Raw genomic sequence first — 25186 nt, forward strand, 5'->3', positions numbered from 1 at the left:
ATCAGTAACACAAGATTCAAGAGTAGCAATGTTAATCGCATTCCAGTCATTGGCTAATTTTTCGTTGTCGTCACCAGAACATTCAATAAACTCATCTTTTACAGAACAGTTATCTAAGTTAGGAGCTTTTGTGTCTTCTAAAGTTAATGTTACGTTTAAGGTAGTTGTATTGTCACAATCGTCAGTAATAGTATAGATAACAGCAATCGTACCAACTTGACCACACGTAGAAACTAGGTTATTGTAGGTATAATTCGAAGTCACTTGACCGCTAAAGTCTGCATCACAAGTATCAGTAACACAAGATTCAAGAGTAGCAATGTTAATCGCATTCCAATCATTGGCTAATTTTTCGTTATCATCGCCAGAACATTCGATAGATTCATCTATTACAGAACAGTTATCTAAGTTAGGAGCTGTTGTGTCTTCTAAAGTTAATGTTACGTTTACGGTAGTTGTATTGTCACAATCGTCAGTAATAGTATAGATAACAGCAATCGTACCAACTTGACCACACGTAGAAACTAGGTTATTGTATGTATAATTCGAAGTCACTTGGCCGCTAAAGTCTGCATCACAAGTATCAGTAACACAAGATTCAAGAGTAGCAATGTTAATCGCATTCCAATCATTGGCTAATTTTTCGTTGTCATCGCCAGAACATTCGATAGATTCATCTATTACAGAACAGTTATCTAAGTTAGGAGCTGTTGTGTCTTCTAAAGTTAATGTTACGTTTAAGGTAGTTGTATTGTCACAATCGTCAGTAATAGTATAGATAACAGCAATCGTACCAACTTGACCACAAGTTGAAACTAGATTATTGTAGGTATAACTCGAAGTCACTTGACCGCTAAAGTCTGCATCACAAGTATCAGTAACACAAGATTCAAGAGTAGCAATGTTAATCGCATTCCAGTCATTGGCTAATTTTTCGTTGTCGTCACCAGAACATTCAATAAACTCATCTTTTACAGAACAGTTATCTAAGTTAGGAGCAATTGTATCAACTACAGATATAGTTTGCGTGTCTGAAATTGAATTACCGCACTCGTCAGTTGCTGTCCAAGTTCTAGTAATTGTTTCTGTAGATCCGCAAGCATCAACAGAATTATCACTGAATGTTATCGTTACACTTCCACAGGTATCAACAGCTGTTGCACTTCCCGTATCTGCTGGGTCTGTACTTTCGTTACATTCTACGATGACATTTACTGGCATACTCAATGTAGGAGCTTCATTGTCTTCAATGATAATAGTTTGAATTTCTGATACTGAATTCCCACAGTCATCTGTGGCAGTCCAAGTTCTAGAAATAGTTTGAGTGCTACCACAATTTGTAGTAGAAGTATCTGTATAAATTAAGGTGACACTTCCACAGGTATCTAAAGCGGTTGCTGTTCCCGTATTAGTAGGATTAGTGTTTTCTCCACATTCTCTAACTTTATTTGGAGGAATTATAATCGTTGGAGGTGTTGTATCTACAACAGTAATAATCTGGGTGTCTGTTGACGTGTTTCCACAATCATCTGCAGCAATCCAAGTTCTAGTAATTGTTTCTGTAGATCCGCAAGCATCAACAGAATCATCACTGAATGTTATCGTTACATTTCCGCAGGTATCAGTAGCAGTTGCACTACCAGTGTTTGTAGGGCTTGTGTCATCATTACACTCAATATTTGTATTTGATGGTACTGTTAGGGATGGAGGTGTTGTATCTTGAATAACGATACTTTGTACATAAGAATCTATAGTCACTCCACATTCGTCTGTAAATGACCAAGTATTTGTATAAGAACCATTACTAGGACAATTTGTCTCTGAAACAAATGGCCCAGAAGTTTTAATTAATGTAAAATCACACTTATCAGTATTGGGTTCTAGGTTTTGTGCGTCATTGATAGCGTCAGTAGTAGAACAATCAATAATAACATCTAAAGCATTAGGTATAGTTGCCCAATTGACTTCAGGTTGAATTACATCAATAATTAAAGGTAATAGGTCTCCTTGATTACAATCTCTTATAGATGCAGAACTAAGGGTTGTTTGAACATTTGGATTTTGAACACCTGTATACGATGCTATAAACTGAATCTCAAAATCTAAGTTACAATCCGTTTGTAAAAAATAGCAGTCGTCTTGAATTTGAAGATCGAATAGAACTTCCAATATATTATCACCTACATCTAGCATGCCATCATCAAAAGAAAACACAGCTTCTCTTGTATTAGTATCATAGTCAAGTGTAATACCCGATGGTAAGTTATTTGTAGTGATACTCGTTATTTGTGGAGGTAGAATACCTGAAACTGTTAGGTTTTGAGCACTATCATTTCCTCTATTGTACATATCAAAACTAAAACCTAGAGTTGAACCTGGTACTGCAGGACTACTCCCAGACTCTAAAACTAAATCAATTGGAGCAAGATCAGGAGCCCACACTTCAATAGATAGACCTAAAAGGTATAAGCCATAAGTTTCTTGGTCTGATGTTAATCTAAATGTTGCTGAAGATTGATTGTTAGCAATTGCTGTATTTAGAGTGTTGTCTAAGTTAAATATGCTCGCATCAAAGCCTAAAGTATTTAAACTTGCTGGATTTCTGTTAATAAAATTGATTCCTCTATCAGTGATTTTACTATTAAAGAAGTTTGTTGAAAGTCGTTGAGTAGTAGAAATATCTTGGTAGACTCCTAAAACATTTCTTATTTGCAGCATGTCTCCACCTAAATCCCTATCTCCTTCTAAAGCGCCAATTAAAATATCTGCATCGACATTGCCATTTGGTACAGTTTGAAAACCGTCAAAGACAATATCAAAGTTATTATTTGATGCTGTAACTTGAGCATAACCGTCGTATAAACTAATATTTTTTGAAGGTAATTTTGGGCTTTCATAAACAAAGACAATTTGCCAACCACCAGAGGTGCCAATGTTTGTGAAATCATGACCTGTAAGACTACCAGTTTTGGCTTCTACGTTTGCAACCTGATATTTACCATATGCAGATCCTAAGTTTTGTACTTCGTTAGTAATATCTTTAAAACAAATATAGGGATCGTTATCAATATGAGTAGCTCTATCTCTTCCTCTATACACAATCTCGTCAGCTGTAATAGTAGTATATGTGTTTTGTCCTGGTAACATTAACTTCACATCGTTATAGTTCCAGTTAGGTTGATTTTCAGAATTAATATTATTAGTAGGTTCTCTATCGGCAGCAGCCCAATATAAATAGACTTTATACATTGATAAACATGCGAGATGAGGCTCAGGATTAACAAGGTTTGCACTACTAGAATTAAATGTAGTATTGTCATTATCAATATCTACAAATACATTATTGTTAAAAGAATGATTTCCTGAATTACCGTTATAGTTTTGTGTAGAAGTTCTAGAAAGCACATTGTTAGCAATCATGCAAACATCACCTTTAACAGTTTCATTGAGACGCGCTTCAAAAGAATCTAACACTTGCGCATTTGCAAAAAGACCAAAGCATATAGTAAGTATAGCAATGAGATTTTTGAAGGTATTATGATTAATAGCAGTTTTCATAAATACATTTTTATTTTACTTAACCATCTCTAGTTAAATTTGGGACTTAGTTTTAATATTTTTGTTACATCGTTCATAATTTTCACAAACGATTATATATGACTTTGTAATTTACTTTTGACGCTTACTTGACTTCATTACATTTTGTAACTCTACAAGTTAGTGCTTTACCGTTGGTACCGAACATCATTAAGATGTTAAAATACGCTGTCATGCGATTTAAAAAATAAATATAACTAATAGGAGCCTTATCGGCCATAATTAGTGGTGTAAAATATTTTGAGGGAAGAACATTGTTAATCAATGCGTGTTAAATGGATATATTAATATATTTTTGATTTGGGTTTAATAGAAACTAATTTAACTCTACAAATGAACTAAATACTAATTCGTTTGACAAATTTAAATGATAAAGGTGGCAAAATACTCGTTAAAACGGAATAACACAACATTTTATCGATAAAAAATGTATTTAATCGAATATAGATGAAAACACTTATACTAGTTAGGCACGCCAAATCATCGTGGAAACATAACGTTGACGATAAAGAGAGACCACTAAAGAACAGAGGGAATACTGATGCAGAATTAGTGTCAATAGCTCTCAAATATAGAGATTTAGAGCTAGATCAGATTTATTCAAGTCCTGCCAATAGAGCTCTCTCAACGGGTAAAATATTTATCAATAATTTGAATATTGAAAATGATAAAATTATAATTGAAAATAATTTGTATGATTTTGGAGGAGATCAAGTCATTAGTTTTATTAAAGAGTTAGACCAAAATTATCAAAATGTTATGATTTTTGGTCATAACCACGCTTTCACATCTATTTGCAATATATTTGGTGACTCTTTTATTGATAATCTTCCTACAAGCGGATTAGTCGTCATTGATTTTGATGTTAATTCATGGGCTGATATTAATAAAGGATGTACTAGATTTACAATTTTTCCAAGAGATTTAAAACAATGACAAAAGATAAAAACAGTTATATAAATAGAGAGTTAAGTTGGCTTCAATTTAATGATAGAGTATTACAAGAAGCTGCTGATGAAAGTGTCCCTCTAATTGAACGTTTTCGTTTTTTAGGGATTTTCTCTAATAATTTAGATGAATTTTTTAAAGTACGTTATGCAACCGTAAAGCGAATTGACGAAGCAGGAAAAGGCGGTAAAAGCGAGTTAGGTATGAAAGCTTCTGAACTTCTTGAAATTATCACTCAAGTTGTTATAAAACAACAAAGTACAAGTTTAGATATACTGGCTAATATTGGTGAAAAGCTAGAAAAGGAAAGGATTTTTATTGTTGACGAAAAAACAATTAAAAAACACCATCACGACTTTATAAAAGACTATTTTATTCAACAGGTGAGTCCTGCGTTAGTTACAATAATATTAAATGATTTATTAGAACTTCCGGTACTTAAAGATATTTCTGCTTATTTGGCAGTAAAAATGGAGCTTACCAGTGGAAAAAAACAATATGCTCTTATTGAAATTCCTAAATCAATGGACCGTTTTATTGTTTTACCCTCTGCAGGAGATAATAGCTACATAATGGTTCTGGATGATTTATTGAGGTACTGTATGGATGACATTTTCAATATCTTTAATTATAATAGTATTACTGCTAATATGATTAAAATAACAAGAGATGGTGAGTTAGATTTTGATAGTGATTTGAGTAAAAGTTTTATTGAAAAATTATCTGATAGCGTAAAAGACAGACAAATTGGTGATCCAGTTCGCTTTGTTTATGATAAAACAATTGATGAAGAAACATTAGTATATCTTATGTCTAAAATGGGTATTGAATCTAAGGATAGTGTTATTCCTGGAGGTCGTTATCATAACAGAAGAGATTATATGGGGTTTCCTAGTCTTGGAAGAACAGATTTACTGTATGATAAAATAATGCCTTTACCAGTAAAAGGGTTAAGTATTCAAAACAGTATTTTTAGTTCTATTGCAAAAAAAGATTATTTGCTCCATACTCCTTATCAAACATTCTCTTATGTTGTTAAGTTTTTACGTGAAGCAGCTCTTGATCCTCAAGTTAAATCTATTAAAATTACTATTTATAGACTGGCACAAATCTCACATATTGCGAGTTCTTTGATTAATGCTGCAAAAAACGGAAAAAAAGTAACTGTTGTTATAGAATTAAGAGCACGTTTTGATGAGCAAGCCAATATTGATTATGCGGAGCAAATGCAGGATGAAGGTGTTAATTTACTATTTGGTGTTCCAGGATTAAAAGTTCATAGTAAAATTTGTGTTATAGAGCGAGAGGAAGAAAACTCTATAAAACGTTACGGATTTATAAGTACAGGTAACTTTAATGAATCTACATCCAAAATTTATACTGACTTTACTTTATTTACAGCGAATCAAAAAATATTAAAAGATATTAGTATGGTGTTTAATTTTTTTGACACTAATTATCGCATATATAGATATAAACATATTATAACATCTCCTCATTATACAAAATCAAAGCTATTTACACTTATTGATACAGAAATTGACAATGTAAAGGACGGAAAACCAGCATTTATTAAACTTAAATTAAATAGTATTTCAAGTTATAAAATGATTGATAAGTTATACGAAGCAAGTAGAGCGGGTGTTAAAATTCAAATGATAGTGAGAGGTATTTGTTGTTTAGTTCCTGGTGTTACAGGAATGAGTGAAAACATTGAAGTTATTAGTATCATTGATAAATTTCTAGAGCACACTAGAATGTATGTTTTTTGCAATAATAATGATAACAAAGTTTATATTTCTTCTGCAGATTGGATGACACGTAATATAGAAAATAGAGTAGAAGTAAGTTGCCCAATTTATCAAGATGATATTAAAAAAGAATTGTTAGATGTTTTTGATATTTGTTGGAGTGATAATGTAAAGGCTAGAGTAATTGAAAGTTCTCAAAGTAACGAATATAGAAAAGATAGTAAAGTTAAAGTTAGAGCACAATTTGCGCTTTACGATTATTTTAAAGAAAAACTGAATTCATAGTATGTTAACCATTAAAAAATATGCAGCAATAGATATAGGATCTAATGCCGTTAGACTTTTGATTGCGAGTATTATAGAACAAAAAGGACAACCAGTTAAGTTCAAGAAAACATCTCTAGTTCGTGTTCCAATTAGACTTGGAGCTGACGTGTTTTTAAATGGAGAGATTTCCGAAGACAATCAAAAACGCATGTTAGATACCATGACAGCCTTTAGGTTATTAATGCAATCACATAAGGTTATTACCTATAAAGCATGCGCTACTTCTGCAATGCGGGAGGCAGATAATGGAGTTGAACTTTCTAAACTAATCTCAAAAAAAGCAAAGATTCATATTGATATTATTGGAGGAGAGGAAGAAGCAGCTATTATCGCTGCTACAGATTTAAATTCATATATAAAAGAAGATAAAACATATTTATATGTAGATGTTGGTGGCGGTAGTACAGAGTTTACTGTGATTCACCTTGGTAAAACAGTGGCATCAAAATCATTTAAAATTGGAACCGTAAGGCTGCTAAATGATATTGTTAAAAAAGAGACTTGGCAAGAGCTTGAGAGTTGGATCAAAACAAACACAAAAGGTTATGATGTAGTCGATTTAATTGGTTCTGGTGGTAACATTAATAAAATATTTAAAATTTCTGGTAAAGCAATGGGTAAACCGTTAACTTACTTTTATTTAACGTCGTATTATAATAAACTTCAAACGTATTCTTACGAGGAACGTATTACTGAGCTCGAACTTAATCCTGATCGTGCAGATGTTATTATTCCTGCTACAAGAATCTATTTATCTGCTATGAAGTGGAGTGGAGCAAAGGATATGTATGTGCCTAAAATCGGGCTTTCAGATGGAATAATAAAAAGTGTTTATTTTAAAACAGTATCAAGTATTGATTTATAAATAAGTTGACCTTGAAACCATTTTAAGCCCTGAAAATAAATATTTATTTTTTATTTTTAAATTTCATCCTATATTTACAGTCTCAAATCTTTGCTAAAAGCTAGCCTAATTTTGAGGTTATTCTCTTAAAAATGAGAAGCCTAATTAAAATATTTATGCAAATGAAATCATTATTACTTACTCTATTATTTGTGACAGTAACAACGTTATCTTTCTCACAAGAAGTTAGTTATGGTATAAGGGGAGGATTAAATATCTCAAATTTAGATTTTGATCCCGATCCAACATTTAGTAACCAGCATAGAAACGGATTTGCCTTTGGAGGATTCGTTGATTATGGTGTGACTGAGCAGTTTTCTATTCAATTAGAGGTGCAATATTCCGGAGAAGGAGCAAAAGCAGATGAGTTAAGAGCAGATTATATTCAAATGCCAATCATGGCACGCTTTAGTTTGGGTGAGAAATTCACTGTTGGTATAGGACCCATGGTAAGTTTAAAATCTTGGGAAGAGCAAGACGTTTTCTCAACGTTTACTTTTTCTGGTGTTGGAGGAGTAGAGTATATGATTACAGATGAATTATTCATAGATGCTCGTCTTCATTATGGCTTAAGTAATATTCTTGATAAAGATTTAACAAATCTAGAAGCACAAAATACAACGATACAATTTGGATTCGGGATTAGAATTTAACTACAATATCATACAATAATAAAAAAAGCTTCAATACTGTATTGAAGCTTTTTTTATTATCCATGTATGGTCTCTGTTTTACTCAAATCCTTCATAATATCTGCTTCATAATCAAGTAGCTGTTGCCATTTTTCATCCACGTCTTTACGGTCGCCATATTGTCTAGCAAATCCTAAAAACATCGTGTAATGATTAGCCTCACTTACCATTAATTTCCTGTAAAATTCTGCGAGTTCTTTGTCTTTAAGCTCTTCAGATAGCAGTCTAAAACGCTCACAACTTCTTGCTTCAATAAGTGCCGCATATAGAAGTCTGTGTACCAATTGCGTTGTTCTACTGCCGCCTTTTGGGAAAAACGTAATTAGTTGAAGCACATAATCATCTTTACGATCACGTCCTAAAACCCAACCCTTTGCTATAATTTTATCATGTACCATTTTAAAATGACTAATCTCCTCCTTTACGAGCGCAGTCATCTCAGTAACGAGATCTGAATATTCTGGGAAGCTTACAATTAATGAAATCGCTGTACTTGTGGCCTTTTGCTCACAATACGCATGATCTGTGAGGATCTCTTCAATGTTTTTCTCGACGATATTGACCCAACGTGGATCTGTAGGTAATTTTAATCCTAACATAATTAACTGTGGTCTTTTATTAACGTTAAATGTTCGTTTCCTGATCTGTCAATCAAGATTTCATATAATTTAAAGGCATTATTCTTTGGATTCACTATAGATATACCCAGAGATAATCTTTCAGTATCAGACTGTTCTTGATTCACCCAAACATGTTCTAGTGTGGCATTATTCCAGAAATCTGTGGATTCAAAATCTCTAAATTTTTCTACGGAAATGTGCTTACTATAAATAATTTTATTTGCAACAGCAACAACGATATCAGATGCGAAAACACGATGAAATTGAGATGTTTTATTTAAGTTTTTTATAGACTGGTGGATTAATATTTGGTGATCCATCAAAGTATAATTCTTAACACTGACTTTAAATGTTTTATAAATTATAGAATCAGTTTTAATTTCAGTATAACTTTCTGGATAATAATATTTTAAGTCAATTAACTTCTCTTTTTTATTAAAGTTTGAAACGGCATCATTTATACAGTCAATTTTACTTTTTCTACGATCACAAGACGTTAAGATGACTAGTAAAATTAAAGGAATAAAAAGAACTATTTTTTTCATGTTGAATGTTCTAGATATCTAAGCCAAAAGTTTGTCTTAGTAATTCAATATTTGGGTTTTTTTCTTTGAGTTTTTCGTATTTATCTTCGGCTGTAAAGGCATATTTTTTAGAGATCTCTTCGTTAACAGTAATGACTATTTTTAAATCGAAATTCCGCAGTGTTTTCTTCACAAATTCCATTAAAGGATATTGAGATCTCTCTAATTCTATTTTTAATGTTTCATTAGGATAAGCCAGATGTATATCTGTGCCTTTTAGTTTTGGTGTATCCATTTCTAATATGGAAGCCATTATTTTTTCCCCTTTTTTATGAAGTGTGGCAATGTAAGTATTCCAAGTTTCAAGAAACTGTTCTTCTGTAAATTCTTCAGTAGGTAAATCGTCAACGTCAATAACGACTTCCATTTGTCGTATTTGATGTTCTTTTTTTGCTCTAATACTTTTTAATGATAATCCAGATGTGCGATGATCTTTCTTTAAATCAGTTTTAGCTCGAGGTTCTTCAGCTAAAACAGGAGTATTAACAACTTTTTTATCTTCCTTTGGACTGCTTTGCTCTGTAGATCGGTCCTGAGAAACTTTTGAAACGTCAATAGACTTTTCTTTATGGATCGTAACAGGAATAGGAGTAATCCCTTTTGCCTTGAAGTAAGATGCCGGAATTATGTAATGTTTGCTATTTTTTTTTTCTCCATCAAAAGTGATAGAGGCAAGCTGCATGAGACAAAGTTCAACCAGAAGTCGCTGGTTTCTACTGCCTTTATATTTTAAATCGCAATCATTTGCGAGTTCAATACCTTTTAGAAGGAAATTTTGGGATGATTTTTTAGACTGCTCTAAATATTTAGCTTTTGTGTCATCGCCAACTTCAAGGAGTTCTATAGTTTTTTCATTCTGGCAGACTAGCAAATCTCTAAAATGAGACGCCAATCCTGAAATATAATGATGACCATCAAATCCTTTTGAAAGCGTCGTATTAAATTGAACTAATAACTCAGGGATCTTATTTTCTAAAATATAATCTGTACTTGTAAAGTAAGTTTCGTAATCGAGAACGTTTAAATTTTCTGTTACAGCTTGTCTAGTGAGCTCTTTTCCGGAGAAACTAACCACACGATCAAAGATAGAAAGTGCATCGCGCATGGCACCATCTGCCTTTTGAGCAATAATGTGTAAAGCATCATCTTCTGCATTGATGCCTTGCTCTTTAGCAATATATTTTAAATAGTCTTTAGCATCTTTTACCGTGATACGTTTGAAATCAAAAATCTGGCAACGTGATAAAATAGTTGGGATGATTTTATGTTTTTCTGTTGTTGCTAAAATGAAAATACAATGTTTCGGTGGCTCTTCCAAGGTTTTAAGAAACGCATTAAAAGCTGCTTGTGACAACATGTGAACCTCATCAATGATATAGACTTTGTATTTCCCTACTTGTGGCGGAATACGAACTTGGTCTGTTAAACTTCTAATGTCATCAACAGAGTTATTTGATGCAGCATCGAGTTCAAAGATGTTAAAAGCAAAATCTTCATCTCCAGTTTCATTACCATCACTATTAATCATTTTTGCCAAAATACGAGCACATGTTGTTTTACCAACACCTCTAGGGCCAGTAAATAAAAGGGCTTGCGCCAAATGATTGTTTTCAATAGCATTCAATAACGTATTCGTAATAGCTTGCTGCCCAACAACATCCTTGAATGTTTCGGGTCTATATTTACGAGCGGATACTACGAAGTGTTCCAAATTAGCTGAATTAATTGTAACATCAATTTGATGTTCATTAAACTAACAACAAAGTTAAAAAATCAGTCCATAAAACAGAAATACTGAGGTCAGTTTTGAAATTAGTTATTAACAAAAAAGAGGCTCTTAGGGCCCTTTAAAATTAGTTTTAGCACTTTATTTTAAGTAACTAATCAAATCTTTAAATTCTTTTAGTTTTAATTTAGAGGCTTTAAACATATCTATTGGTGTGGATACTGTGATTTTTCCTTTAGGTTGAATAAATTGAAGTACCATATCTCCTGTATCTGCATTAAAAACTATACCGCCATGGATATAAGAAATTGACTCATCATTATTCGTTACAGCATTATCAATTTCTTCTTTTGAGACCAATTTGTATTCATATTTATAAATAGAAGAAATTTTATCTTCTAATTTTTTTTCAATATTGTCTTTATCAATATACAATGTTTGTGTTTTTAGAATTTTGGCTTTCTCAGTTTGTTGGCCATAAGCAGCTTTTATATCCTTCATTGACATTTTTTTGTATTCGTAATTTGCCATTGTAGAAATAAAATTATTGGCCTTTTGTATTTTTTTAAACATATCTCCTAATGTAGTTGAATTAGTGAACTCAAAAGATTCAGAAAACACAGCGTATTTATCCTCAAAACAGCCTACAATTATACCTTCAACAAAACTATAAGTATCATTTATGTTATCTTGATTTATTTTTGTTAAATGAACTATATAAGCATAATCTTTACTGTTTTCCTTTTTTAAGGATTTGTAAGTTTTAAAGTCTACATATTCAATATCAATATTGATTGTCCACTCACTTACTATTGCCTTCTTAATATAGTCATTATAGGCTTTGTTTTTATCATTTGTTTCTTTTTTCAAGACTACAGCTAATTTTTTCTGTATGATGTGTTGAGCTTGAGCTTTTAGCTTTTCCATCTGCTTCTTTTGAGCATTGGCTGTAGAGAAACAAAAAATAAAAATTATTAATACCGATACTATATTCTTCATGGTTTATATTTTTAATTGAATTACAATAATAATAATAATAAAATATAAGTTTAATAATTATAACTTTGCCTTCAAGTAAATCGCCTTATCGCTGTTTCGATTTATCGAGATGGAGGAAAGTCCGGACACCATAGTGCAATCATAGTGGTTAACAGCCATCCATCGCGAGATGAGGAAAAGTGCAACAGAAAGTATGTACAGGTCATGCTGTAGTGAAACCAGGTAAACTCTATGTGGTGCAATGTCATGTAAACTAGTGCTTGAGCGTACACGCGCGATGCTAGAGGGTAGGCAGCTAAAGTTTGCTGGTAACAGTAAACGTAGATAAATGATAAGGATGCTGACATGATTTATCATCGTTAGTATACAGGATCCGGCTTATAGATTTACTTAAACATAAAAAACCCTTTACAAGTTGTAAAGGGTTTTTTGCATTTATAATTGATTGGTTAGTTACATAAAACGTTAGTTAGATATAGTTTCCTCTGCTGCTGCTGCTGCTGCTGCTGCTGCTGCTGCCAAAGCTTCCATTTCCTTATTCATTTCTGTTCCATCGAAATAGATATGTTCTTCTACAATTTTGCCTTCTATAAATTGCACAGCTAAATGCACAGGAAAAGATATGTCTTTGTTATTAGCAGCTAATTTTCCATTGTGTGTCGCCCAATAATACACCCAAGTTTCTTTTTCTTTATCCAAAACCATTTCGGTATATTCTTCTTCTCTATCAAATCCGTATGATGAAAAGACAGAAGTGGATTCTTGCAAGCCTTTCACTCTTTCATCAACAGAAATATAATCTTTAGAATTTACATAAATTTTAGCGGTATCGGCAAAATGGCTTCTCCATGTGTTCCAATCTCCAGATTCATAGGCATCAATTCCAGCTTTTAAAGTGTTAATTTCTTCAGAATTGGGAAAGTAGCGTTGTTCGGTTTGCTTTTGACAAGCTGTGAACAGAACAATAGTTAGTGTGATTAAAATTATATTTTTCATAATGAATTAATTATTTGATGGATTATAACTTAAATCAGGTCTTATTTCAGCTTCAACTTGATCATACCTCTTTGCTAATTTAATCACGTTAAACAGTGTTGCTTGGCCTTCATCACCCATGGCTTCTTTATTCGCTAAACCACTTTGTGCGACTTCAATATCATCTTTTCCAGATATGACAACCATATAGTAGTTTTCTTCACTACCAAATCCGCTATGAAATACGTCGTAACCTGTCTTGACGTTTTTAGATTGAAATAGTGCTTTAACATTTGCCATGGCTTCTTTCATAGCTTGTCCATCTTTTGGTGCATAATATAGGAGATGGTATTCTCTGTGGTTTTTTCCTTCTGTATTATATCCATCAGGCATGAAAGATAATTCAGCTATGTGATGCACTACAGAATCGCTGTGAGAGTCATAGCATTGATCCATTTCTCCTAACATTTCTTTTACAGCTTCTGCTCCCATTTTTTCAGAAAGACTGCCCATAGGATTTTTGTCGAGATCAGCCATACTGCTAATTGGCGTGATATATACATAGCGGCCGTCTTCAATACTTATAGCGGTCCAGTTTGCATCGGCAATTTTGTGCCGTAAACACGCTTCTTTCATTTGCTTAGCAAGTGACTCATATTGAGGCATCATTTCAAATTTGACATTGTCTGTATGCACAGCAAACATTGTTGGCCTGTCTTGTGAATTTGCCAAATTAAGAGCAAATACCAGTGTGCATAGGAGTGTTAATCCGCGTTTAAAAATTCTCATAATTAATTGATTTTAGTTAATATATTGATTGCTTAATAGCCAATAATTAAACATATAAGAATAGTGCACTGTAAATTGGAGGACAATGTATAGGTGTTAAAATGAGTTAAAACTCAGATTTTAAGCATTATAAAGATATAAAAAAAAAATCATTATTAACACCACAAATAAATTTATGATTCGACGTTCAAAAGAGAGCAGCTATACTGATAATGAAAATCAGATATATTTACTTGAAAAAGCTAAACATATTACCGCCATAGCTCTTAGAATGGGAGTAGTGATCTAGATGAGATAAATCTGTGTATTTAGAATGTTCAACGATTAATAATCCGTCTGTTTCTAACAATGAATTTTGAAAGACTAACTGGGGGATTTTAGCAAATTCTTCAATAGGAAAATCATAAGGAGGATCTGCAAAGATTATAGTATGCTGTTGTTTAGTTCTTTCTAAGAATTTAAAAACATCACTTTTAATAGTTGAAATAGACATTTCAAAACTCTCTGCCGTTTCGTTAATAAATTTAATACAGCCAAAATTCATGTCAACTGCAGTAATCTGTTCTGTGCCTCTAGATGCAAATTCATAACTGATGTTACCCGAACCAGAAAATAAATCTAAAACAGAAATATCTTCAAAATAATATTGATTGTTAAGGATATTAAACAGAGACTCTTTAGCCATGTCTGTAGTTGGCCTTATTGGTAATTTTTTTGGTGCAGTAATTCTACGTCCTTTATATTTTCCTGATACTATACGCATTAGCTAAAGCTGTTTAATAAAGTGAAATCACTATGATTATAATCTAAATTATTTTCAGTAGTGTAAGTGTAGTTAGGTTTGGAAAACTCTACAAACCTTATGTATTTATAAATAATTTTAAAAAGTTCATCATCCTTATTAATAGTGCCAATTAGACCTGTTTTGATAGTTTCGGGATCTAGTTTTAATTGTTCTAAAGTGAATAAAATATAATAGATAAAGTCTTCTTTAGTACTATATTCAAACGTATTGTAAAATATAAGGTCTTGGTTTTTAATAGCAATAATCTCAAAAGAAGAGCTATTCACATTAATATGTAATGTAGTCGCTGTATCGTTTGGTGTTATTTGCAATAATGTGTCAATCAACACCGTAGAGGAATGTTTGTAATCAAAGCTGCCAAAGGTTTCAAATATGTAGTTATTAATATTCATCAAAGGCACATAAACATTTACACTGTCGATAGCAGTTAAACAATCATAACTTATATAGTCTGTTTTTAAAATCTTCGCATTGAATTTTAAGTAGTCTGCCATATTATTTGCATCAAATAATTCTTTTGGTACAAGACAGGATAATTCATTTTGATAAATACAAATAACAGAGTCGAATGATTGTTGAAGCTCTCCATTCGATTCAATTGAACTTTTCAGATCATTTAATAATTCATAAGGTGTTGCCTTTTTTTCTAAATGAACATGTTTAATAAGCTCAATAGTTTTATTAGAGCGATTTAAAATACAAAAAGAAAGCCCACTCAAACGAATTTGAATGGACAATGCTTTTATACTGTTTAGTTTCAAATCTTTAGTCGTTGTTACTTAAGTTTTTAGGCCAGTTACCTTTGGTGTCTGCTTCTTGCATAGAACCAACTTGTAATTTAGGACCTCTCACACCGTCTACAGACATGACTTCCTTTTCTTTTGCTACCAAGTTTTTATCTTGATCAAATAAAATAATGTCTTTATCTACAGACGCTTCAAAAATAGGAATATTAGTTGCTGGCAAAATCCCGGCTTTTAAGTTGATTTTAGTTCCAGATTCCCCGATGCCTTCAGGAAGATTCATCATCGTTTTGTAGCGCGTATCTGCACCAAACAGAGAATCTTTCACAGAAACATAACCTAATGTATCAATTAAAATTAATGATTTAGTCATTTCTACACCACCAAATCGTTTTGTTAATTCTTCATCAATAACGGTTGTGTCTCTACGTTGAGTAATTGTGAATTTCCCTATTTCTATGAAACTAACAAGTTTACCATAATCATCAGTAAACTTTCCAGTCACGGTTTTGTGAGCTAATTCAGAATCTCTAATATCTTTTAATTTCGCAATAACCACTTTATAACGATCATCTTTAAGCTTATTAAATTTAATCTCGCCATATACAGACATGAATGTTAAATACCCTAAAAAGACAATTAATACCCAAAGTGCTATATTGAGTACTGGTTTTAGTTTTTTAGGTACAAATTTATCGATGAGCCAAACGATACCAATTGTTAGTGCAATTAGGCCAACAACTACAAGAATTACTTTTAACATAGTTAGTGTTTTTTTATTTTGTTAAGGAGTGTTACAAATCTACAATTTTTTTTTAATGGTTAAAACATTGTAGAAAAAATTCAATTAAGGTTGAAAGATATAAAATAACTTTCATAATCTATAACAAAATTTGTATTGTGAAGTTATTAAAACACTTCAGCATTAAACCTTATCTTGCAATTTAATTGCATATCAATTCTTTAGATGATCGCATCAGATTTTTATAAACTACTTATTCATAAGTTTCCATTTAAGCCAACATTAAAACAAACTATTGCTTTAGAGCAGTTATCAAACTTTATATTTGATGATTCTCCCAATGCATTATATCTTTTAAAAGGGTTCGCAGGAACAGGAAAAACGAGTATCACAGGTGCTTTAGTTTCTAATTTATGGGAAACGAAAAAAAGTGCTGTTCTTTTGGCTCCAACAGGTCGCGCTGCTAAAGTGATCTCAAATTATTCTAAAAAAGAAGCCTTTACAATTCATAAAAAGATTTATTTTCCGAAGAAAGATCAAGGCGGAGGTGTGAAATTCGTTTTGCAGCCTAATAAACATCGCAATACTATATTTATTGTCGATGAAGCTTCAATGATTCCAGATGTACCATCAGATTTTAAAAACCTTGAAAGCGCATCTTTATTAGATGACTTGATGAGTTATGTGTATTCTGGTCATAATTGTAAGGTGTTACTTATTGGCGACAAAGCGCAGTTGCCTCCTGTGAAATCAGATTTATCTCCAGCACTAGACCAACGATTACTGGAGTTAAACTATGATAAAAACGTAACTAGTATTGAGCTTGACGAAGTGGTGAGGCAAAATCAAGATTCTGGCATTTTAAGTAATGCCACTAGAATTCGTGAGGCTATTGAGCATGATTTTTACGAGTCCTTTACATTTAACTTAAATGGTTTTGATGATATTGTAAGACTTATAGATGGTCACGAAGTCATGGACGCTATTAATGATTCATATGGTCAAAATGGTCATGAGGATACAGCAATTATTGTACGAAGTAATAAACGAGCTAATTTGTATAACCAGCAAATAAGAAACCGTATCCTATTTAACGAAAATGAACTTACGGTAGGTGACTTTTTGATGGTGGTTAAGAATAATTATTTTTGGGTGAAACCAAATTCTGAAGCTGGATTTATTGCCAATGGTGATATTATTCAGGTATTAGAAATTTTTTCAATTTCAACATTATATGATTTTCGCTTCGCAGAAGTAAAAGTTCAAATGGTTGATTATCCTAATATGAAACCCTTTGAAACCGTACTTTTATTAAATACTATCGAAGCAGAAACGCCATCATTACCTTATGAAGAGAGTAATAGGTTGTATCAAGAAGTTCAAAAAGATTATGAAGATGAAACGTCTAAGTATAAAAAATTCTTAAAAATTAAAGGCAATAAACATTTTAACGCCTTACAAGTCAAGTTTTCTTATGCGATTACATGCCATAAATCACAAGGTGGGCAATGGAATACCATTTTTGTTGAGCAACCCTATTTGCCAAATGGAGTAGATAGAGATTATATGAGGTGGCTCTATACCGCTGTTACAAGAGCTAAAGATAAATTGTATCTAATTGGCTTTAAAGACGAATTTTTTGAAGAAGACTGATCATTAGTCGCATTTCTATAGTCATCAATAAATGCTTTATACGATGTTCTTCGGAAATTGTAAAATTTTAACTTTAAAATTTTAAAGAGTTAAGACCTAATACTTCACAATAGACAATACCATAAGCATATGTCTATGCATTGCTTTATCGAAATAAGTTAATTTGCGAGTATTTGTATACGTGTTAGCGCTAAGTCTCACCGCTTATTTTAATTGATGTGAATTACAAAGCTTTTTAAATTTGATTTATAGTATCTAGCTCTAAAAAGAGGGCCTTTTTTCTTTTTATTTTAATATAACAAGAAACTGTAACTTATGAAGACCACCTAACTGCAAGTCAAGCTGAAATTTATTTTTAGTTTTGTATAAAGGAAAAAACCATCAATTTATTTTACAATGATTTCAGCAGTTAAACGGTATTAAAGTTTTATTTTTGAAACTCCACTAATTTTGTTCAAATGAAGATAATTTCTATGATTCCTGCACGATACAGTGCGTCACGTTTTCCAGCTAAGCTTATGCAAGATTTAGAAGGGAAAACTGTCATTCTGAGAACTTATGAGGCTACTGTAGCAACCAAGCTTTTTGATGAAGTTTATGTGGTGACAGATAGTGATATTATTTTTGATGAGATTACTTCAAATGGAGGGAAAGCTATTATGAGTATAAAAGATCACCAATCTGGAAGTGATCGTATCGCAGAGGCTGTTGCCTATTTAGATGTTGATATCGTTGTAAATGTTCAAGGTGACGAACCTTTTACAGAGCGAGAGAGTTTAGAAAAGGTTTTAAAGGCATTCACAGACGATCATAATAAAGAAATTGATTTAGCGTCTTTGATGGTAGAAATTCATGATTGGGATGAAATCAATAACCCAAATACGGTCAAGGTTATTGTTGATCAAAATAACTTTGCTCTGTATTTTTCTCGTAGTCCTATTCCATATCCAAGAGATAAAGAGGCTGGTGCTAGATATTTTAAACATAAAGGTATTTATGCATTTAGAAAAGAAGCTTTGCTAGATTTTTATAAACTCCCTATGCAGTTTATTGAAGCTACCGAGAAAATTGAGTGTATTAGATATTTAGAATATGGTAAGCGAATCAAAATGGTCGAAACTACGGTTGAAGGTGTTGAAATTGATACACCTGAAGATTTAGAACGCGCAAAAAAACTTTGGAAATAATTGAATACAAATTACAAACATATAAAAGTCATCGGTTTTGATGCAGACGATACACTTTGGGTGAATGAAACCTATTTTCGTGATGCCGAATTAGAGTTCGCTAAATTAATGGCGCCTTATGAAACCGCTAACAAAGTTGAGCAAGAGCTGTTTAAAAAGGAAATGGAAAACCTTCCTTTATATGGCTACGGAATTAAAGGTTTTGTGCTCTCAATGGTTGAAATGGCAGTTGAAATTTCAAATAACTCAATGTCCAATGAGACCGTTACCAAAATATTGAATATCGGTAAAGATATGCTGGATGCACCCGTAGAGTTGTTAGATGGTGTTGAAGATATTTTAAAACATATATCACAAGATTATAAATTGATAGTGCTAACAAAAGGAGATTTATTGGATCAAGAACGAAAGTTAAAAAAGTCTAATTTAACTGCATATTTTCATCATATTGAAGTCATGAGTGATAAGCAAGAGGTCAACTATTCTAAAGTGTTAGCTCATCTGGAAATAGCACCTTCAGAGTTTTTAATGATTGGAAATTCTTTAAAATCAGACATTTTACCATTAGTAAATATTGGAGCAGAAGCCATCCATATTCCTTTTCATACCACATGGTTACACGAGCAGGTTAGTGAGCAAGAGACTAAAAATAAAGCATATAAAACGATAACGAGTTTATTAGAATTAAAAAGGATTTTAAATTAGTGGAGATTATCGATATAAATACTTGGAAACGTAAGCAGCATTACAATCATTTTAGAACACTAAAAGACCCTTATTTTGGGATTACTTTTCCAGTTGATGTTAGTAGGGCATACGATTTCGCAAAGACTCATGATGTTTCTTTCTTTGGAAAGTATATGCACGATTGCATGAAAGCAATCAATGACATAGACGAATTAAAACTAAGAATAAAAGACAATCAGGTTGTTAAATATGAAACCATTAATGCGTCAGCAACATTAATCCGATCTGATCAAACGTTTGGGTTTTCATACATTGAATTTGGTAAAGAATTAGACCAGTTTTTGGAACATATAATTTCAGAAAAAAATAGAATTGAAACCACTGGAGCCTTGTTTCCTCTGCGTAATGATTTAGAATGTATTCATTGTTCAGCAATGCCCTGGGTTAATTTTTCGGGTCATAAAGAACCAGTTTCTGGATATGAAGATTCCATACCTAAATTAGCTTTTAGTAAAGCTGTAAAGGATTTTGAAGGTCGATTAATGATGAATGTGTCTATAAATGTAAACCATGCGTTAGTAGATGGTTATCACGTTGGATTATTTGCTGAAAAATTCCAACATTATTTAAATAAATAAAGATAAATCCAACTATGTTTTTATTTTTGTTAAAGAAGAAGAATAAATGAGTTATAAAAATTATCCTATGGTGTCCAGAGTAGTTTTTGGACGAGGCAGTTTTAATCAATTGGGTGACATTATTGCACCTAAACGAGTAAACACGACTGCTCCATTTATATTTCTGGTGGATGATGTATTTAAAGGTAATCCTTTAATCACATCTAGATTACCATTGGCTTATAATGATCAATTGGTCTTTGTGTCGGCCAAAGAAGAACCTAAAACTTCTCAGGTGGACGACATGGTTGAACAAATTATATTAAATCATAAAGATAGACCTTCTGGTATTATAGGTATCGGAGGAGGTACTATTATGGATTTGGCTAAGGCAGTAGCTATAATGCTTACTAATGAAGGTGAAGCTCAAGATTATCAAGGTTGGGATATCGTAAAGAACGCAGCTATTTATCATGTAGGCGTGCCAACTATATCTGGTACAGGTGCCGAAGTATCTAGAACAACCATATTAACTGGACCAGAACGAAAGTTAGGCATCAACAGTGATTTTACACCTTTTGATCAAGTGATATTAGATCCAGAATTAACAGTAGGCGTTCCAAAAGAGCAATGGTTTTATACAGGTATGGACTGTTTTGTCCACTGTATTGAATCTCTAAAGGGAACCTATTTAAATGCATTTAGTCAAAGTTATGGAGAGAAAGCACTGGAGCTTTGCCAAGAAATATTTTTAGAAGATACCTTGTCAGATGAAGATTCTCAAGATCAATTAATGATGGCTTCTTGGCATGGTGGTATGAGTATTGCTTACTCACAAGTCGGAGTAGCGCATGCTATGAGTTATGGGCTAGGATACTTATTAGGTATCAAGCATGGGATTGGTAATTGTATTGTATTTGAACATTTAGAGGAGTATTACCCAGAAGGCGTTGCGATGTATAAAGCCATGAGGAAAAAGCATAATATTTTCATACCTCAAGGGATTTGTTCAAATTTAGGAGATGATGAATTTGATATAATGATTGATGTCGCATTAAGTTTAGAGCCTTTATGGGAAAATGCTATTGGTGAAAACTGGAAACAGATTATAACAAGAGATAAGTTGAAAGCTTTATATCAAAAAATGTAATATGAGAGGGATAGCTCGGTTTATATATTTTACGATACTAGGTTGGAAAATCATTGGAAATTCTAATTTCTCAAAAGATACAGTCAAGAAGGCGGTTATTATCGCTTTTCCTCATACAAGTTGGCATGATTTCTTCATCGGACTTTTTCTTCGGAAAATAACAGGCATCAAAACTAATTTTGTTGGTAAGAAAGAATTATTCAATTGGCCTTTTGGTTATTATTTTAGAGCCATTGGAGGTGCTGCCTTAGATAGAACCTCTGGTCAAAATAAGGTTGAAGCCATTTCAAAATTATTTGATGAAAAAGATGAATTTAGGTTAACGCTGGCTCCAGAAGGTACTCGTAAAAAAGTCGAACAGTGGAAAACTGGCTTTTACTACATCGCCAAAACTGCAAATGTTCCCATAATCATGTTTACTTTAGATTTTAAAAAGAAGCAAAATAATATTTCAGAGCCTTTCTATCCTACAGATGATATCGAGGCCGATTTTGCTTTTATGAAAGCATTTTTCAAAGGGGTTATTGGTAAAATACCAGAGTATTCTTAATCATGTTTTAGACTAAAATCATCACTTTGGCATACCTTTTGAATTACATAAAGTGTAATTAGTACTGAAACATAAAGTAAACATAAGGTCCCTAAAAAGAAACAGAATTAATTATTACAGAAGCTACTTAGTTTAATTGAGTGGCTTTTTTGTATGTAACACTTTAAATACAAAAAACTACAACGGTATATTCTCAAATTTTGTGAGTAGTTGATTGGTTTGTTGATGGATTTTTTTCTTAAAAAACAAAGTGCCTCCTAGCAAAAAACCTTTTATACCAAAGGCTTGTTTTGACCAACTATGCAGATTAAAATAATCTGTATGCTTTATGATTTTACCCTCTTTAAACTCAAAATGTGCTGCTATTTTATTATGAACAGGTCTTCCCGTTTTGCTGAAATTATAACGTGCTTCCCATTTGGCATTCCCCACAGACCCCTGAGTGTTGATCTCTGAGTATTCAATTTTAAAATCTTTGCCTTTTTGAGAAGCAATTAACATGCGCCACATATTTTTAGCATGTTCACCTTTCAAAATTCCAAATGCAGCATCTTCAAAAATAATATCATCGTGGTAATAGGCTACCATAGACTCAGCATCATGATTTTTAAATGCACTGTAAAAATTTTCTATAATTGAATTCATGAATTAAAGTTAGTAATTATTAAACTGCTAAAATTATATTCTTACTATTTACGTAAATAAAGAATAAGGGATTAATCCCTTATTATTAGTATGAAAACACAAAAAGACCATCAGTAATGATGGTCTTTTTGTGTTTTCAGTAGGAGAATAAATTAATACATACTCTTAATTTTCCTCAATTTATCTTCCCATGTAGAAAGACTCTTTTTCTGATTATCAACGTTTTTAAAGACTTCTTTAACTAAAGGATTGCTTTCATCAACATTTGAGAAAAATTGCATGTTATTTTCCAATTGAATGATTTCTCCTTTAATATCACTTATCTTCTTTCTGATGAAGTTTTGTTCGTTGTCTAGTAATCTATTGTCACCTGGTTGTGCTAAACTCTCAAGCTTATTTTCAAACTTAATCATGTCAAGCTTTGCTCTATCCATATCTAATTTACCAAATAGACCGTCAAGCGCTTTATTGAACTTTCCATCAATATAACGTTTGTTAGAAGGTACATGGCCTATGGCTTTCCAGGTGGCAATCTTTTCTTTAATGGTCACGATATCCTTTGTGGAATCACCAGACAATTCTAAAGCATTAACCTCTGCAAGCATTGTGCTTTTTTGTTCATAAGCGACCATGAGCTCTTTATTAGCCTCATCTCGTTGTGAATTTAATCTATCAAAATAAGCATTACAAGCACCTCTAAATTGCTTCCAAATTTTGTCACTATCTTTTCTTGGAACATGACCAATTTTTTTCCAATCACCTTGAATTTTCTTCATCAAAGGCGTTGTAGTTGCCAAATCCTCACTGTCCTTATTGTCTAAAGCAATTTGAATTAAAGCTTTCTTCTTCTCTAAATTATCATATTGGTCCTTCTTGAGACTCTTATAGAAATTATTTTTCTGACGATTAAAAGTTCTAACAGCATCTTTAAATTTAGACCAAGTCGCTTCATTTGATTTTTGGGGCACTTTACCAGCATTAAAAAACTCTTCCCTTAATGCTTCAACAGATTTTATTTTCTTTTGCCAAGCACTGTGTGCGTTAGAAGTGTCTCCCGATACCTCCTTAATCTTAGTGATAATCTCTTCTTTTAATTCTAAGTTTTTCTCACGAACTTTATCTAAGCTTGCGTAATAACCTTGACGTTTATCATGTATGATTTTAGTTGCGTTACTAAAACGCTCCCAAACTTCATCACGATATTCTCTAGAAACAGGTCCCAATTCTTCTTTCCAAAGTTTGTGTAGTACCTGTAACTCTCTAAATGAACGATTGATATTATCGTCTGCAGCCAATTCTTCGGCACGTTCTATAATTTTAGTTTTTTGATCGAGATTATGTTTGAAGTCTAAATCTCTTAAATCACGATTTAAATGTAAAACGTCATAAAAAATCTCAACATGGTGATGGTAAGAATTCCAAGCGTTATTGTAGCGATCTCTTGGTATTGGACCTGCACCTCGCCACTGCTCCTGTAAGTCTTTAAAAGTTTTATAAGTGGTGTTTATATTTTCTTCATCATTAACCAAACCTTTTATTTGCTCAATAATTTGCAATCTATTTTCTAGATTAGCCTTTAGGTTATTTTCACGTTGCTTATAATAAGCCCCTAAATTATTTCTATAGGTTTTAAAAACGTCGTTAAACTGTTTCTTAATAGGAGAAGCGTAGTAGAAATCAATTTCGTTACCTCCGTCACTTAAAAACTCTTCCTTTTTTTCGTCTAATAACGCATCAAATTTGGCGTTGAATTCAGATTTGATATCGTCAACTTGAGTTTTAATATTTTGTACTTTATGATTTTCTACAAGCTGACCAAATTCAATTGATAGCTGCTCCATAGACATCATGTGGTAGTCTTTAGATTCTAATGTATGACGCTCTGCATTTTCTTCGTCTTCTGCGTCTTCTGCATTGGACTCTTCAATTTCTTCAACATGTGCATCTGCTTTTTTAGTATCTTCAGATGGTTTTAAAACTTCTTTTACATCCTGAGTAATTGTTTCTAAAGTGTCAGCTGCTTCTTTAACTGGTTTTTCAGCAACCTCTTTTACCTCTTCAGTAATTGTTTCTAAAGCGTCAGCTACTTCTTTAACGGGTTTTTCAGTAACCTCTTTTACATCCTTTGTAATCGTTTCTAAAGTGTCTGTTACGATGTCAATAGGTTCTTTAGTAACCTCCTTCAAGTCTTCAGTCACTGTTTTTAAAGTTTCAGCTACTTCTTCAACAACCTCTTGAACATCTTCGGTAATCTCTTCAACAGTTTCTGTCACGCTCTCGCCAGTGTCTTCTGTGGTTGTTTTGATGTCTTCGGAAATAGTCTCACTCGCATCAGATGAACTTTCTGGAGTTTGAGGCGTTTCAGTAGATTTTAATTCTTTGTTTCCATCTGCTTCTTGCAGGTTATCATTCTCAGACATTTTTCAATGTTTTTATATTAGATTGCTAATATACTAACATGAGGTTAATTTACAAAAAAGAACTCGTTGTTTAGA

At 32.5% G+C, this 25186-nt stretch carries 21 protein-coding genes, 1 other RNA gene and 1 pseudogene; 11 read left to right on the plus strand and 12 right to left on the minus strand.

What is annotated here, in order from left to right:
- A pseudogene (locus tag ACJAZK_RS03995) lies at positions 1 to 3558 on the minus strand (hypothetical protein); the annotation flags it as partial.
- A gap of 486 nt (positions 3559 to 4044) precedes the next feature.
- Here ACJAZK_RS03995 and ACJAZK_RS04000 point away from each other — a divergent pair.
- From ACJAZK_RS04000 to ACJAZK_RS04015, 4 genes are all read left to right on the plus strand, one after another.
- Positions 4045 to 4533 carry a SixA phosphatase family protein gene (locus ACJAZK_RS04000; protein ID WP_415222725.1) on the plus strand — a complete coding sequence of 163 codons (489 nt, stop codon included), beginning with the start codon at positions 4045 to 4047 and terminating at the stop codon, positions 4531 to 4533.
- Positions 4530 to 6581, plus strand: coding sequence for a polyphosphate kinase 1 (ppk1, locus tag ACJAZK_RS04005; protein WP_415222726.1), 2052 nt, complete (start codon positions 4530 to 4532; stop codon positions 6579 to 6581). The genes ACJAZK_RS04000 and ppk1 overlap by 4 nt, the downstream gene beginning before the upstream one ends.
- 1 nt (position 6582) lies before the next feature.
- Positions 6583 to 7488, plus strand: coding sequence for a Ppx/GppA phosphatase family protein (locus ACJAZK_RS04010; RefSeq protein WP_028872202.1), 906 nt, complete (start codon positions 6583 to 6585; stop codon positions 7486 to 7488).
- Between the two features lie 161 nt (positions 7489 to 7649).
- Entirely contained in the window at positions 7650 to 8180 is a 531-nt protein-coding gene (locus tag ACJAZK_RS04015) for a porin family protein (RefSeq protein ID WP_415222727.1), read from the plus strand.
- 56 nt (positions 8181 to 8236) lie between these two features.
- Here ACJAZK_RS04015 and ACJAZK_RS04020 read toward each other — a convergent pair whose 3' ends face one another.
- From ACJAZK_RS04020 to ACJAZK_RS04035, 4 genes are all read right to left on the minus strand, one after another.
- Positions 8237 to 8818, minus strand: coding sequence for a tRNA-(ms[2]io[6]A)-hydroxylase (locus ACJAZK_RS04020; RefSeq protein WP_415222728.1), 582 nt, complete (start codon positions 8816 to 8818; stop codon positions 8237 to 8239).
- 2 nt (positions 8819 to 8820) lie between these two features.
- Positions 8821 to 9384: a hypothetical protein gene (locus ACJAZK_RS04025; RefSeq protein WP_415222729.1), complete on the minus strand. Its 564-nt coding sequence runs from the start codon at positions 9382 to 9384 to the stop codon at positions 8821 to 8823.
- Between the two features lie 10 nt (positions 9385 to 9394).
- Entirely contained in the window at positions 9395 to 11134 is a 1740-nt protein-coding gene (gene dnaX, locus ACJAZK_RS04030) for a DNA polymerase III subunit gamma/tau (protein WP_415222730.1), read from the minus strand.
- Positions 11135 to 11290: 156 nt separating this feature from the next.
- Complete coding sequence (locus tag ACJAZK_RS04035; RefSeq protein ID WP_415222731.1) at positions 11291 to 12148, minus strand: hypothetical protein; 858 nt, start codon at positions 12146 to 12148, stop codon at positions 11291 to 11293.
- Positions 12149 to 12220: 72 nt separating this feature from the next.
- On the opposite strand from ACJAZK_RS04035, the gene rnpB reads away from it, so the two are divergent.
- Positions 12221 to 12545: RNase P RNA component class A (gene rnpB, locus ACJAZK_RS04040), an RNA gene on the plus strand.
- Positions 12546 to 12613: 68 nt separating this feature from the next.
- On the opposite strand, the gene ACJAZK_RS04045 is transcribed toward rnpB, so the two are convergent.
- From ACJAZK_RS04045 to ACJAZK_RS04065, 5 genes are all read right to left on the minus strand, one after another.
- Positions 12614 to 13144, minus strand: a complete 531-nt coding sequence (locus ACJAZK_RS04045; protein WP_415222732.1) for a nuclear transport factor 2 family protein — start codon at positions 13142 to 13144, stop codon at positions 12614 to 12616.
- A 6-nt stretch (positions 13145 to 13150) separates the two neighbouring features.
- Positions 13151 to 13912 carry a hypothetical protein gene (locus tag ACJAZK_RS04050; RefSeq protein ID WP_415222733.1) on the minus strand — a complete coding sequence of 254 codons (762 nt, stop codon included), beginning with the start codon at positions 13910 to 13912 and terminating at the stop codon, positions 13151 to 13153.
- 229 nt (positions 13913 to 14141) lie between these two features.
- Positions 14142 to 14675, minus strand: a complete 534-nt coding sequence (locus ACJAZK_RS04055; RefSeq protein WP_415222734.1) for an RsmD family RNA methyltransferase — start codon at positions 14673 to 14675, stop codon at positions 14142 to 14144.
- Entirely contained in the window at positions 14675 to 15478 is an 804-nt protein-coding gene (locus tag ACJAZK_RS04060) for a DUF3822 family protein (RefSeq protein WP_415222735.1), read from the minus strand. The genes ACJAZK_RS04055 and ACJAZK_RS04060 overlap by 1 nt, the downstream gene beginning before the upstream one ends.
- Before the next feature lie 4 nt (positions 15479 to 15482).
- Positions 15483 to 16223, minus strand: coding sequence for a hypothetical protein (locus tag ACJAZK_RS04065; RefSeq protein WP_415222736.1), 741 nt, complete (start codon positions 16221 to 16223; stop codon positions 15483 to 15485).
- 204 nt (positions 16224 to 16427) lie between these two features.
- Here ACJAZK_RS04065 and ACJAZK_RS04070 point away from each other — a divergent pair, with 204 nt between their 5' ends.
- The 6 genes from ACJAZK_RS04070 (at position 16428) to ACJAZK_RS04095 (ending at position 22046) form a co-directional block, all read left to right on the plus strand.
- Positions 16428 to 17855 (plus strand): ATP-dependent DNA helicase, encoded by a 1428-nt coding sequence (locus ACJAZK_RS04070; RefSeq protein ID WP_415222737.1) that lies wholly within the window; start codon positions 16428 to 16430, stop codon positions 17853 to 17855.
- A gap of 458 nt (positions 17856 to 18313) precedes the next feature.
- Positions 18314 to 19042 (plus strand): 3-deoxy-manno-octulosonate cytidylyltransferase, encoded by a 729-nt coding sequence (gene kdsB / locus ACJAZK_RS04075; RefSeq protein ID WP_415222738.1) that lies wholly within the window; start codon positions 18314 to 18316, stop codon positions 19040 to 19042.
- Positions 19043 to 19747: an HAD family hydrolase gene (locus ACJAZK_RS04080; RefSeq protein ID WP_415222739.1), complete on the plus strand. Its 705-nt coding sequence runs from the start codon at positions 19043 to 19045 to the stop codon at positions 19745 to 19747. It begins immediately after the preceding gene.
- Entirely contained in the window at positions 19747 to 20367 is a 621-nt protein-coding gene (locus ACJAZK_RS04085) for a CatA-like O-acetyltransferase (protein ID WP_415222740.1), read from the plus strand. The genes ACJAZK_RS04080 and ACJAZK_RS04085 overlap by 1 nt, the downstream gene beginning before the upstream one ends.
- 46 nt (positions 20368 to 20413) lie before the next feature.
- On the plus strand, positions 20414 to 21496 hold the full coding sequence (locus tag ACJAZK_RS04090) for an iron-containing alcohol dehydrogenase family protein (RefSeq protein WP_415222741.1): 1083 nt from the start codon (positions 20414 to 20416) through the stop codon (positions 21494 to 21496).
- Between the two features lies 1 nt (position 21497).
- On the plus strand, positions 21498 to 22046 hold the full coding sequence (locus ACJAZK_RS04095; protein ID WP_415222742.1) for a 1-acyl-sn-glycerol-3-phosphate acyltransferase: 549 nt from the start codon (positions 21498 to 21500) through the stop codon (positions 22044 to 22046).
- Positions 22047 to 22223: 177 nt separating this feature from the next.
- Here ACJAZK_RS04095 and ACJAZK_RS04100 read toward each other — a convergent pair whose 3' ends face one another.
- On the minus strand, positions 22224 to 22691 hold the full coding sequence (locus tag ACJAZK_RS04100; protein WP_415222743.1) for a nuclear transport factor 2 family protein: 468 nt from the start codon (positions 22689 to 22691) through the stop codon (positions 22224 to 22226).
- A gap of 152 nt (positions 22692 to 22843) precedes the next feature.
- On the minus strand, positions 22844 to 25111 hold the full coding sequence (locus tag ACJAZK_RS04105; RefSeq protein WP_415222744.1) for a DUF349 domain-containing protein: 2268 nt from the start codon (positions 25109 to 25111) through the stop codon (positions 22844 to 22846).
- Positions 25112 to 25186 lie beyond the last annotated feature (75 nt).

The sequence above is a fragment of the Psychroserpens sp. genome (genome assembly GCF_047633235.1).
Lineage (GTDB): Bacteria > Bacteroidota > Bacteroidia > Flavobacteriales > Flavobacteriaceae > Psychroserpens.